The organism is Pseudomonas sp. PS02288 (assembly GCF_029959715.1).
Taxonomy (GTDB): Bacteria; Pseudomonadota; Gammaproteobacteria; order Pseudomonadales; family Pseudomonadaceae; genus Pseudomonas_O; species Pseudomonas_O kuykendallii.
Genome location: NZ_JASCPA010000041.1, coordinates 34,199 through 46,000 on the forward strand (window position 1 = coordinate 34,199; position 11,802 = coordinate 46,000).

Below are 11,802 nucleotides of genomic sequence, written 5' to 3' on the forward strand. Positions count from 1 at the left end.
GGCGGTCAGTCCGGCAGCAGTACCGTAGAGCCGGTGGTGCGGCCGGCGGCCAGTTCGGTCTGCGCGCGGGCCGCGTCGCTCAACGCCATGCGCTGGGCGACGTCCACCGTGATCGCGCCGGTGGCGATCATCTCGAACAGCTCGTCGGCCATTGTCTGCAGGTTCTCGGCGCTGTTCGCATAGCTCCCCAGCGTCGGCCGGGTGACGTACAGCGAACCCTTCTGCGCGAGGATGCCGAGGTTCACGCCGCTGACCGCGCCGGAGGAATTGCCGAAGCTGACCATCAGACCGCGTGGCGCCACGCAGTCGAGGGAAATCCCCCAGGTGTCCTTGCCCACCGAGTCGTAGACCACCGGGCATTTCACCCCGTCGGTCAGTTCCAGCACGCGCTGGCGGATGTCATCCCGGGTCCGGTCGATGGTCGCCCAGGCGCCCAGGGCCTTGGCCTGCTCGGCCTTCTGCGCCGAGCCGACCACGCCGATCAGCTTCGCTCCCAGCGACCTGGCCCACTGGCAGGCGATGGAGCCGACCCCGCCGGCCGCCGCGTGGAACAGCACGATGTCGCCGCGTTTGACCGGATAGGTCTGGCGCAGCAGGTATTGCACGGTGAGGCCTTTGAGGATCACCGCCGCAGCCTGCTCGAAACTGATGCTCTCCGGCAGCCGGACCACGTTGGCGGCGGGCAATACGTGCAGTTCGCTGTAGGCGCCCAGCGGTCCGGTGGCGTAGGCGACGCGCTCGCCGACCTTGAGGTGGGTCACCCCGGCGCCTACCGCCTCGATCTCGCCGGCGCCTTCGGTGCCGAGGCTGGAGGGCAGCGCAGGCGGTGCATACAGGCCGTCGCGGTAGTAGTTGTCGATGAAATTGAGGCCGATCGCGCGGTTGCGCACGCGGACTTCGTTCGGGCCGGGTTGGGCGGGTTCGTAGTCGACGTATTCGAGCACTTCGGGACCGCCGTGGCGGCTGAACTGGATGCGCTTGGCCATGTGTGCAACTCCTCGGTGATGGGGCGCCGACGCCTGTTGGCGTCGCGGCGAAAGGCCTTTATCCAACCGCCTCGGGCCGACAGCGTCAACTGCGGTAGGCCTCGGGCGAATGCTATGCTGGCGCCCTTTTCCGCCCGCCGGCCGCCGCCGCGCGGGCCTTGGCCGCTGTGTGCAGGGTGATTTCGTGAACGACAAGACCGGGGCCGTGAAGGCCTATCTGCTCGACCTTCAGGACCGTATCTGCGCCGCGCTGGAGGCCGAGGACGGTCGCGCGCGCTTCGCCGAGGATGCCTGGGAGCGTCCGGCGGGCGGCGGTGGCCGCACGCGGGTCATCGGCGACGGCGCGCTGATCGAGAAAGGCGGGGTCAACTTTTCCCACGTGTTCGGCAACGGCCTGCCGCCGTCGGCCAGCGCGCACCGGCCGGAGCTCGCCGGGCGCGGCTTCCAGGCGCTCGGCGTGTCGCTGGTGATCCATCCGGAGAACCCGCACGTACCGACTTCCCACGCCAACGTGCGGTTCTTCAGCGCCGAGAAGGAAGGCGAGGAATCGGTCTGGTGGTTCGGTGGCGGCTTCGACCTGACACCCTTCTACGCCGTCGAGGAAGACTGCGTGCATTGGCACGAAGTGGCCCGCGCCGCCTGCGCGCCGTTCGGCGCCGATGTCTATCCGCGCTACAAGAAGTGGTGCGACAGCTACTTCCACCTCAAGCACCGTGGCGAGCCGCGCGGCATCGGCGGGCTGTTCTTCGACGACCTCAATGCCTGGGATTTCGATACCAGCTTCGCTTTCATGCGCGCGGTGGGCGACGCCTACCTCGAGGCTTACCTGCCGATCATCCAGCGCCGCAAGGCGACCCCGTTCAGCGAGCAGCAGCGCGAGTTCCAGGCCTTCCGCCGCGGGCGCTACGTCGAATTCAACCTGGTCTACGACCGCGGCACGCTGTTCGGCCTGCAATCCGGCGGGCGCACCGAGTCGATACTCATGTCGCTGCCGCCGCAGGTGCGCTGGGGCTACGACTGGAAGCCCGAGCCGGGCAGCGAAGAGGCCCGGCTGACCGAATATTTCCTCACCGACCGCGACTGGCTGGGCCTGCTGCCCTGAGCCCGCCGCGCCGCAGACCCACACCCTTCGAGGAGCCGCTTCCATGGACCGTTACTGCGTCTTCGGCAACCCCATCGGCCACAGTAAGTCGCCGTTGATCCACCGCCTATTCGCCGAACAGACCGGCCAGGCCCTCAGCTACGAGGCACTGCTGGCGCCGCTGGACGACTTCGCCGGGTTCGCCCGCCGTTTCTTCGCCGAGGGCCTGGGCGGCAACGTCACGGTGCCGTTCAAGGAGCAGGCCTTCCAGCTCGCCGACCAGCTCAGCGCGAGGGCGCAACGCGCCGGGGCGGTGAACACGCTGAAGAAGCTCGCCGACGGTCGCTTGCTGGGCGACAACACCGATGGCGCCGGGCTGCTGCGCGACCTCGCGGTGAACGCAGGCTTCTCGCTGAGCGGAAAGCGCATCCTCCTGCTGGGCGCGGGCGGTGCGGTGCGCGGCGTGCTGGAGCCCTTCCTCGGCGAACGGCCGAAGGCACTGGTGGTGGCCAACCGCAGCGTGGCGAAGGCCGAGGCGCTGGCCGCGGCGTTCGCCGACCTCGGGCCAATCATGGCCAGCGGCTTCGACTGGCTGGACGCGCCGGTCGACCTGATCGTCAACGGCACCTCGGCGAGTCTGACCGGCGAGGTGCCGCCGATCGCGGCCAGCCTGATCGAGCCCGGCCACACGCTGTGCTACGACATGATGTATTCCCGCCAGCCGACGGCGTTCTGTCAGTGGGCCGTGGAGCACGGCGCGCGCGCGGCGCTGGATGGGCTGGGCATGCTGGTGGAGCAGGCGGCCGAGGCTTTCCTGCTGTGGCGCGGCGTGCGCCCGGACAGCGCGCCGGTGCTGACGGAGCTGCGCCGGCAGCTGGCGGCCGGCTAGAGCGCTTCTTCGTCCTCGCTGGGCAAGTGCGGGTCGAGCGTCAGCCAGGGCAGTCGGGTGGTCACCCAGATGTGCCGGTCGGCCGGCGCCCGCTGCGGTTCGTCCAGGGTGGCGATGGTCACGTCCAGGGTCTGCGGGCTGAGGCGGGTGAACAGCGCCAGCTGGGCGCCGCAGGTGCCGCAGAAGTAGCGGGTGCAGGTGTCGGACGACGCGTACTGCGCCGGCGTGCCCTGCAGCCACTCGAATGTGTCGAGCGGCACGCCGATCCATGTCGTGACCAGGCCGCCGCTGGTGCGCCGACAGATTGAACAGTGGCAGTGGGCGATATCGCGCAGCGGCGCGGCGAAGCGGTAGCGCAGCGCGCCGCAGTGGCAGCCGCCCTGGTGACTCTCCCGCATGAATTCCTCCTCGGCCATTGACCGACCGCCGCGTGGCTCGCCAGGATTGGCCTCCACTACCACCGGGGGTTCCCGTGACTGATCTGCTGTTGGCCCTGTGGCCATTGTTCGCTCTGATTATCGGCGGTTTCCTTCTGCGGCGTAGCGGCTTTCCCAGCGAAGCCTTCTGGCCCGGTGCCGAGCGGATCAACTACTTCCTGCTGTTCCCCGCCCTGCTCTTCGGCAACCTCGCCAGCGCGCCGCTGGACAACCCGGCGTTGCCGCGCCTGGCCGCGGCGGTGCTGATCGGACTGGGCGTCGCCTGGCTCGGGCTGCTGCTGATGCGTCGCCTGCGCGGCTGGCCGGCGGCACGCTTCGGCGCTTTCGCCCAAGGCGTGCTGCGTTTCAACACCTACCTCGGGCTGGCCGTGGTCGGCAGCCTGTTCGGCAAGCCGGGGCTGACCCTGGCGGCCTTGATGCTGGCGCTGATGGTGCCAGCAGTGAATGTGATGTCGGTATGGGCGCTGACCGCCGAGCGTGGCGTCAGCCTGCGCTCGCTGGCCCTGCCGATCCTGAAGAATCCGCTGATTCTCGCCTGTCTGGGTGGCGCCGCGGTCAACCTCTGCGGCGTCGGCCTGCCCGGCGGCAGCGAGCGTCTGCTGAGCATGCTCGGTGCCGCCAGCCTGCCGCTCGGCCTGCTCTGCGTGGGCGCGGCGCTGCGCCCGCAGGAGCTCGCCGGGGAAGTCCCGGCGCTGGGCTGGAACTGCGCCGTACGCCTGTTGGCCATGCCGCTGCTGGCGTTCGGCGTAGCGCGTCTGAGCGGTCTGCCGACGCTGGAAAGCAGCGTGCTGATCCTGTTCTTCGCCCTGCCCACCGCGCCGACGTCCTATGTGCTGACTACCCAGCTGGGCGGCGACGGCCACCTGATGGCGGGCATCATCACCCTGCAGACGCTGCTCGCCGCCGGCTCGCTGCTGCTGGTGCTGGCGGGTATCCGGGGGCTGGTCTGATCGCGGTGCGCGTGGCTCTCGCCAGGATGCGCCACGTGCGGCGCCCCCCTGGCGAGGCTAGCGTCCCGCCTCCCGGTACTGGCTGGGAGTCTTCCCGGTCCAGCGCTTGAAGGCGCGGCTGAAGCTGCTGGTGTCGGCGAAGCCGAGCAGGTAGGCGATTTCCCCCAGCGCGTTGCGTGGGTCGTCGAGGTAGCGCAGGGCCAGCGCACGGCGGGTCTCGGCCAGCAGCGCCTCGTAGCCGACGCCCTCCTCCGCCAGATGCCGCTGCAGGCTGCGCAGGCTCAGGTGCAACGAGCTGGCGATGGCTTCGGCCGAGGGTTCGCCGTCCGGCAGGCGCGCCTCCAGCGCCGCGCGCACCTGACGTGTCCAGGTCGGCGCCTGCAGCTGTTCGAGGGTCTTCTGTAGCACGGTTTCGTTGTGTGCGGCCAGCTCGGGGTTGCCGTCGTCCAGCGGTCGCTCGAGATCGATGCGGGCGAATTCGAGGCGATTCTCCGCCGCGCCGAAATGCATCGGCGCGCGGAACACCTCCTGCCACGGACGGCTGTCGGCGGGCTCGGCGCGGCTCAGGTGCACCGCCTGCGGCGCGTAGTCCCGGCCGAGACGGTTGCGGCAGGTGCGCACGTAGATCGCGGCGAAGGCGTCCATTGCCTCGGCCGCCGGTTCGGGGCTGCCCGGCGGTACGCGGAAACGGAATTCGTAGTGCCCGTCGCGCTCGCGCAGGTCCAGCTCCATCGCATCGCTGACCACCCGGTGATAGCGCACGATGCGCTCGAACACCTCGCGCAGGGTCGTGCTGGCGATCAGCGCGTAGCCCAGCGCGTGGAAGGTGGTCGGGCTGACGTAGCTGGAAATCTTCAGGCCCAGCGCCGGATCGCCGCTGGCCGCTACCGCCAGGTGCCAGAGCCGCGTGGTGGCGGACAGTGGATAGCGCGCGTTGGGGTCATCCATCAACGCCGGGTCGAGACCCGCTTCCCGGCAGAGCGCGGCGCTGTCCAGCCCGAGCGCGTCGAGTTGCTTGCGCAGCGCGCGGGTCCAGCTGGCCAGGGTGGTGGGTTCGGCAGTCATGCAGGTTGGCGTGTCCGGTCAACAGGTTGGCGTCCAGGGTCGGGCGATCCGCGTCAGCATGTCGCAGAGTAGCGACGTGCCTCAACAGACGATAACAAAAGGACACGCCAATGAACCCCACTGCCCTGACCGATCAGCAGCGCTCTGCGCACATCCGTGAAGCGGTGATGGCGCGCGGCGTCGAACTGCGCCGGCGCTACCCTGTCCTCAACCATCAGGATGCGCTGGGCGCCGGCATCCTCGCCTTCGCCCTCGCCGGGATGATCGGCTCGGCGCTGCTCTACCTGAATGGCGCGATTGCCTGGTGGGCCTGCCTGCTGGCGAATGCCTTCTTCGCCTCGCTGACCCATGAGCTCGAACACGACCTGATCCATTCGATGTACTTCCGCAAGCAGCGCGTGCCGCACAACCTGATGCTGGCGCTGGTCTGGATGGCGCGGCCCAGCACCATCAACCCGTGGATTCGCCGCCACCTGCACCTCAACCATCACAAGGTCTCCGGTACAGAGACCGACATGGAGGAGCGCGCCATCACCAACGGCGAGCCCTGGGGTATCGCCCGTCTGTTGATGGTCGGCGACAACGTGATGTCCTCGCTCATCCGCATGCTGCGCGCCAAAACCTGGGCGCACAAACGCAGCATCCTGGCGCGCACGCTCAGGGTCTATGCGCCGCTGGCGCTGCTCAACTGGGGCACCTGGTACCTGTTTCTCGGCTTCCACGCCATCGATGGCGCGAGCGGCCTGCTCGGCGCACCGGTGGCCTGGTCGGCGACCACGCTGGAGGTGATGAACATCGTCGATATCGCGGTGGTGGTGCTGGTCGGCCCCAACGTGCTGCGCACCTGCACTTCGTCAGCTCCAACATGCACTACTACGGCGACGTCGAGCCGGGCAACGTGATCCAGCAGACCCAGGTACTCAACCTCTGGTGGATGTGGCCGCTGCAGGCGTTCTGCTTCAACTTCGGCAGCACCCACGCGATCCATCATTTCGTGGTGAAGGAGCCCTTCTACATTCGCCAGATGACCGCGCCGCTGGCCCATCGGGTAATGCGCGATGCCGGTGTACGCTTCAACGACTTCGGCACCTTTGCCCGGGCCAACCGGTGGCACAAGCAGGAGGAAACCGCCGCCCAGGGCGCGCCGGCGACCTCCTGACGTCTCCGTCAGGCATGAACGAAACGGCCCGGAATCACCGGGCCGTTTTGTTTCAGCTGGCGCCGTTGGATCAGCGCCCGCCGTCGACGCGGAACACATGGCGCAGGTAGGCGAGGAAGCTCTCGTCCTTGCACTGGCTCTTGCCTGGCGTGTCGGAAATCTTCGCCACCGGTTCGCCGTTGCAGCTGATCATCTTCAACACGATGTTCATCGGTTCCACGCCGGGGATGTCACAGGTGAGGTTGGTGCCGATGCCGAAACTGACATTGATTCGTTCGTGCAACTGGCGATACAGCGACAGCGCGGCGGGGAAGGTCAGCCCGTCGCTGAAGATCAGCGTTTTGGTCTGCGGGTCGATGCCCAGCCTGAGGTAGTGCGCGATGGCCTTCTCCGCCCACGCCAACGGGTCCCCGGAGTCATGCCGCAGGCCGTCGAAGAGCTTGGCGAAGTACAGGTCGAAGTCGTGCAGGAAGGCATCCATGGTGATGCAGTCGGTCAAAGCGATACCCAACTGGCCGCGGTACTCCTGCACCCAGGTCTGCAGCGCGGCGGCCTGGCTGTCGATCAGCCGCGGGCCGAGCTGCTGGTGCGCCATCAGCCATTCGTGGGCCATGGTGCCGATCGGCTTGAGGTCGTATTCGCGGGCCAGATGCACGTTGCTGGTGCCCACGAACCGCCCGGGGAAATCGCGCTTGAGGATATGCACCACCTCTTCCTGGGTGCGGTAGGAAAAGCGCCGCCGCGTGCCGAAGTCGGCGAGCTGGAAGCCGCTGAGCTCATCGTCGCTGGCTTCCTTGCGCAGCCAGTCGAGCTTGCGATAGAGCTGCTCGCTGACCTGCTCCAGCAACGCGCCCGGATAACGCGCCCGATTGCGCACCTCGCTGATGATCGCCAGCAGCGGAATCTCGAACAGGATCACATGCAGCCAGGGTCCGCGCAGACGAACGAAAACCTGGCCATTCTCCACGCCGGTCTGCACATAGCGCATGTTGAAGCGAAACAGGCTGAGGAAGCGGATGAAGTCCGCCTTCATGAAGGGAATCCGCTCGAGAAACCCGATCTGATCGGCCGTCGCCGAGGTATCGGCGAGCTGCTCAATCTGCTGACGGATCTCGCTCAGATAGGGGCGCAGGTCTTCATCATTGCGACAACGAAACTCCCACTCCACCTCCGCATTCGGGTAGTTGTGCAGCACCGCCTGCATCTGCGTGAGCTTGTAGAAGTCGGTGTCCAGCGTGTTCTGCACGATCCGCTCAGCGAATACGCTTTCGCGCATGGGTGGCTCCTGATGACGTTTGGGACAGGGTCGTGGGGCATCTTGTCCTAATACGGCATGAGGTGTAAGGCTTGATTGATGCTTTTGTGCCTAGAGGTTTTTCTTGATATAGGCTTTAACGTCGCTGGCAGTCTTCAATTTAAATGTTGACTCTACGCCTTCTATATATCCCTCCATGCCTGTCATGTGGGAGTCTGAGCTTATAATCCTGTTGCTTACCAGCGAATTATTATTTTTTTTGTATGCATAGACTTGATAGAGAATCCCGTACGTGCCTAAGCCGCGACTATTGATTTCCCAAGAAACTATGACAAGGAGATTGTTTTCCTTTTTAATTGGAAAGAAAAAGGCTGATTCGATATGTGGGTCAGAGCCTGATGTTTCGTATTTGTCTATTACAAGTCCATTATCATGTGCTCCGGTGTTTTCTAGTATCAAATACAATGGGTAGTTAGTTTCTTGGGATTTTGAGAAGTATATATTGCTATTTTCGATTATTGGATTTCTAAAAGGGCCGTGAACTATGCTTTTGTCCTGCTTGTATGTATTTTGCCCGTAAGATATCTGCGAAAGTATCAGAAAAAACATTAGGTATATGTATGGCCTCATACTATGATAGCTCTTGCGGTACGTTGATTATTTTTGCTATTGCATTGAATCTAGTTTTCCTATCGGCGTATCCATTTTGGCCGCCGTTCACAATTTGAGTTACTTCCGATACCGTTCCAGATTTTGCTACGTCCGACAGCGACCGACCGGAACCATTTTTTTTAGTGAACCAATATACAAAAGCTGACTCCACGGCATAGCTTTTAGACGAGATTATTAAATCTGGATTATCTATAAAGTTGACAGTATCATCAGGGTTGTTTTGATTGTGGATCCGCTGAAAGTTCTCGTAGGCGTCTTTTCCGGTTATCTGTATTATTCCTCGCCCGCGGTATTTGTAACCTTCACCACTTGATTCATCTCCATTTCCCATCCTATTAGCGTAGACATAGTTTCCAAGATTTTCGGCGTTAAATGAATAGGTGCTTTCCTCTGTCCAAAGCTTTTCCCTTAGTCTTCCAAAATTGCATTCGTCTGTATCGGCGTTGTAGGTGATTTGCCCGAAATGTTGCTTGCAGCCGAATGTCTTTCGCATGTTTTTTGGGCTGAATACAAGGTTTTCAGATACTGTCTTCAGATGGCTCTCATGTGAGATTTGGGAAAGGAAGTGGGCTATTTCTTTAGAAGAAATTAAATTATAGATTCTGGCGTATTTGTTCAAGAACGGTAGAATTTCCTCATGCAACTCGTTTGACCCGCTAGGGTTCGCCGCCCTCAACATGGCTAGAGTTATTATGGCTTCTATTTCTATTCTTTGTACTATTGTTTCTATCGGATGGAAATGCCACGTTGTTCGGCTTTTGAAGAGATTTGCTTCTTCCCAGTAAGATAGCCTCTTGATTCTGGATTTCTCAATCATCCAGTTAGCTTGAGTTTCTTCACCAACTATTGAGTCTAGAGAGCTCCACTTGTCATCACACCACAACCACTCACTTTCATAATTACAGATAAGCCGCGAGATAGCTTGTAAATTCGAACGCTTCCTTAGTGCCGCCTGTATTTCTGTGATGCTCAATTTGTTGTCACGAGCACTTCCATCGGTCCCATCGATGATCTCGTAAAGGCGAGTCTTAAGCTTGCCTTCGTCGGCGGTAGTGATCTGGCTCTGCAATCGGGATTGTTCCGACTCCTGCAGCAGATTTTTCGTGTCGAGATGGCACGCCAGGTGATCGGCGTTACAGGCGTTATCTTCAACACACTCGAACCCCTCCCACTCCCACGGACTGTGTCGGGTGGTGATCAGGTCCTGTTCGGCCAGCCAGCCGCTGATGGGGTTGCCGTCGTTGTCGGCCAGGATGTTATCCAGGCGCCACCAGTGGGTGACCGGGCCGGGGTTGGTGGCTGTATTGAGGCTGATCTTGTGGCTGGGCGGCAGGCGTTCCAGCGTACTGATCGGAATGATCAGGTCTACCCCGATGGTTGTGCCGGCATCGGTGATCGAGGGTGGGTGGTTGGCGTCGATGCCTTCGCGGTGCGGGATCAGCTTGCTCGCGCCCTTGTGAATCTTCAGTTGGGTTTTCTGTTCCGCAGGCAGCGCGCTGGCCAGGGCTCGGCTTTGGGCGATGAAGGCGGGGACGTCGTCGCAGCTGAACAGCTCCAGGTGCAGCAGCGATTGCGGGGCACCGTCGTTATGGTTCTGGTAGTGGCCCGGATGGCCGATCAGTTCGCCGGCTTTGATGGGGTAGGTTGGGTCCAGCAGGTGAACCACTCCGCAGATGGGCGTGGCCTGCGTCGCCTGTAGCGAGTCGAAATGCACGTAGCCGTGGATGTTCCGGACGCTGTTGTCGGCCAGTGGCGGAAGCGCCGTGCCTTCGATAATGGCTTTGATCTTGCGGTAGGGTGTGGTTCCCGGCTCCAGCGAGACGCGGGTGCCCTCGGGAAGCAGGCCGGTTTTCGCGTCGCTGGCATTTCCGCGACCGGTCTTGCGGACGTTCAGGCCACGCTGTGGCGCCAGGTTAGGCTCATGGTCGTTGGCGTGTTCGCCGACCAGAAAGACATTGGGCGCGGGCGTCGATTCCATTTCTCCAGTGAAGACCCAGCCGCTACCACAGGCTGCCAGCGAAGGAAGCGCGGCACCTTCGATCACGTTGAGAAGGCGACGCCATTTCGGCGATCCCGGGTGGGCGTCACCTACTTCTACCCGGGTGCCCTTGGGCAACAGGGCCGTGACGGGGCCGTTACCCGGCGTGGCGCGCACGCGCAGTCCGAGTGTGGGGTCGGTGGCCTTGGCGGGCTTAACGGTGTAGAGCGTTTCACTTATGAAGGAGGGCGGGTTGGGTGCCCCTTCCAGCCCGTAGTGATCCCAGTCGAGCAGGTGCATGTAGAGGCTGAACAGGGTCAGCGAGGGGGCCGGGCTCGAGGTTGCTGCGGTCGGCTGGGAAGCGTTGGCCGGCGTGGGCTGCGGCACTTCGAGGCGGTGCCGCACCAGCACGAAGCCGGTGGAGTAGGGCTTGGGCCCCGACTCGTACTCGGAGACCGGGTAGCGCTCGTCGATACGGTAGGCGATGACTTCGCCATCGGCGATGCAATACACCGAGGATTGGTCGAGCAGCCCCGCGGTGCCCTGGTCGAAGTGCACGCCGCCGTGCCAGAGGCCGTTCGTTCCCAGCGGATAATGGCCGCCCAGCGCATTGGCCAGGGCCTGCTGGTAGAGCCAGACATCTTCGGTCGGCTCGGCGCCAGGGGCGGTCCGGGGCTTGAAGGGGTAACTCCAGTTGGTGATCTTCTGTTGTTCGGTCATGGTACCTGTCTCATCCTTGAGTCGCGCTACCTTCAACTGCTGAAATTCAGCATCCGCCGTGGCTTAGGCGGCTCTTCGAGGCTGTTCTTCAGCCCTTCGTCGAGGAGGTTTCCGGCGCTGTCCCTGTCTGCCGCGCCCGGCAGGATTGGCGGCTTGAGGCCAATTCCCGTGCCATGGCCCGGCGAGCCGCCGGCGTTGATCCTGACCAGCGAGCCGTTGAGGGTAACGCCGCCCGGATCGAGCTTGATGAAGGCGCCTCCGGCATTCAGGGTCAGCTCGGTGCCGGCTTCGATGACCATCTTCTGGCCGGCTTTCAGATGTATCTCGTTTCCGGCGTCGATCAGTTGCGCCAGGCCAACTTTCAGGTGCTGACTCCCCCCAATCCCCAGGTGGTCATCGGCCCTGACCTCCACCCGTCGGTCGGCGTGGGTGGTGCGGTGTTCCTCGGCCTTGAGCTCGGTGTAGCTGTTGGCTTCCACTGTATCGTGGCGTTCGTGGCCGATGCGGATCCTCTGGTCGTGCTCGATGTTTTCGTCCCAGTCGCGCTGGGCGTGCAGATAGATCTGTTCCTGACCCTTGCGGTCTTCGATGCGCAGTTCGTTGTAGCCGG

The 11,802-nt window shown here is 63.2% G+C and carries 8 protein-coding genes and 3 pseudogenes; 4 read left to right on the forward strand and 7 right to left on the reverse strand.

The genetic code is table 11. The features are described 5' to 3' along the window. Window positions 1-5: 5 nt before the first annotated feature. Window positions 6-986: an NADPH:quinone reductase gene (locus QMX85_RS16030; RefSeq protein ID WP_282342485.1), complete on the reverse strand. Its 981-nt coding sequence runs from the start codon at window positions 984-986 to the stop codon at window positions 6-8. A gap of 184 nt (window positions 987-1,170) precedes the next feature. Between QMX85_RS16030 and hemF the strand changes: the two genes are divergently transcribed. Together hemF and aroE are read left to right on the forward strand one after the other, a co-directional pair. Beyond that, window positions 1,171-2,088, forward strand: a complete 918-nt coding sequence (gene hemF / locus QMX85_RS16035) for an oxygen-dependent coproporphyrinogen oxidase (protein WP_282342487.1) — start codon at window positions 1,171-1,173, stop codon at window positions 2,086-2,088. A 43-nt stretch (window positions 2,089-2,131) separates the two neighbouring features. Then, on the forward strand, window positions 2,132-2,956 hold the full coding sequence (aroE, locus tag QMX85_RS16040) for a shikimate dehydrogenase (protein WP_282342488.1): 825 nt from the start codon (window positions 2,132-2,134) through the stop codon (window positions 2,954-2,956). Here the strand turns inward: aroE and QMX85_RS16045 are convergent. Then, window positions 2,953-3,354 (reverse strand): GFA family protein, encoded by a 402-nt coding sequence (locus tag QMX85_RS16045; RefSeq protein ID WP_282342489.1) that lies wholly within the window; start codon window positions 3,352-3,354, stop codon window positions 2,953-2,955. The two genes, aroE and QMX85_RS16045, sit on opposite strands and share 4 nt — an antisense overlap. A 45-nt stretch (window positions 3,355-3,399) precedes the next feature. Here QMX85_RS16045 and QMX85_RS16050 point away from each other — a divergent pair. Continuing rightward, window positions 3,400-4,343, forward strand: a pseudogene (locus QMX85_RS16050) (AEC family transporter). Window positions 4,344-4,400: 57 nt separating this feature from the next. Here the strand turns inward: QMX85_RS16050 and QMX85_RS16055 are convergent. Next, complete coding sequence (locus QMX85_RS16055; RefSeq protein WP_282342490.1) at window positions 4,401-5,408, reverse strand: AraC family transcriptional regulator; 1,008 nt, start codon at window positions 5,406-5,408, stop codon at window positions 4,401-4,403. A 110-nt stretch (window positions 5,409-5,518) separates the two neighbouring features. On the opposite strand from QMX85_RS16055, the pseudogene QMX85_RS16060 reads away from it, so the two are divergent. Beyond that, a pseudogene (locus QMX85_RS16060) lies at window positions 5,519-6,567 on the forward strand (fatty acid desaturase). A gap of 70 nt (window positions 6,568-6,637) precedes the next feature. On the opposite strand, the gene pncB reads toward QMX85_RS16060, so the two are convergent. The 4 genes and pseudogenes from pncB to QMX85_RS16080 all read right to left on the reverse strand — a co-directional run. Further along, a complete protein-coding gene (pncB, locus tag QMX85_RS16065; protein WP_282342491.1) occupies window positions 6,638-7,843 on the reverse strand; it encodes a nicotinate phosphoribosyltransferase in 1,206 nt (401 codons plus the stop codon). A gap of 90 nt (window positions 7,844-7,933) precedes the next feature. Continuing rightward, complete coding sequence (locus tag QMX85_RS16070) at window positions 7,934-8,452, reverse strand: hypothetical protein (protein ID WP_282342493.1); 519 nt, start codon at window positions 8,450-8,452, stop codon at window positions 7,934-7,936. Window position 8,453: 1 nt separating this feature from the next. After that, window positions 8,454-11,192, reverse strand: coding sequence for a hypothetical protein (locus tag QMX85_RS16075; RefSeq protein WP_282342495.1), 2,739 nt, complete (start codon window positions 11,190-11,192; stop codon window positions 8,454-8,456). A 32-nt stretch (window positions 11,193-11,224) separates the two neighbouring features. Beyond that, window positions 11,225-11,802 (reverse strand): annotated as a pseudogene (locus QMX85_RS16080) (type VI secretion system tip protein VgrG); the annotation flags it as partial.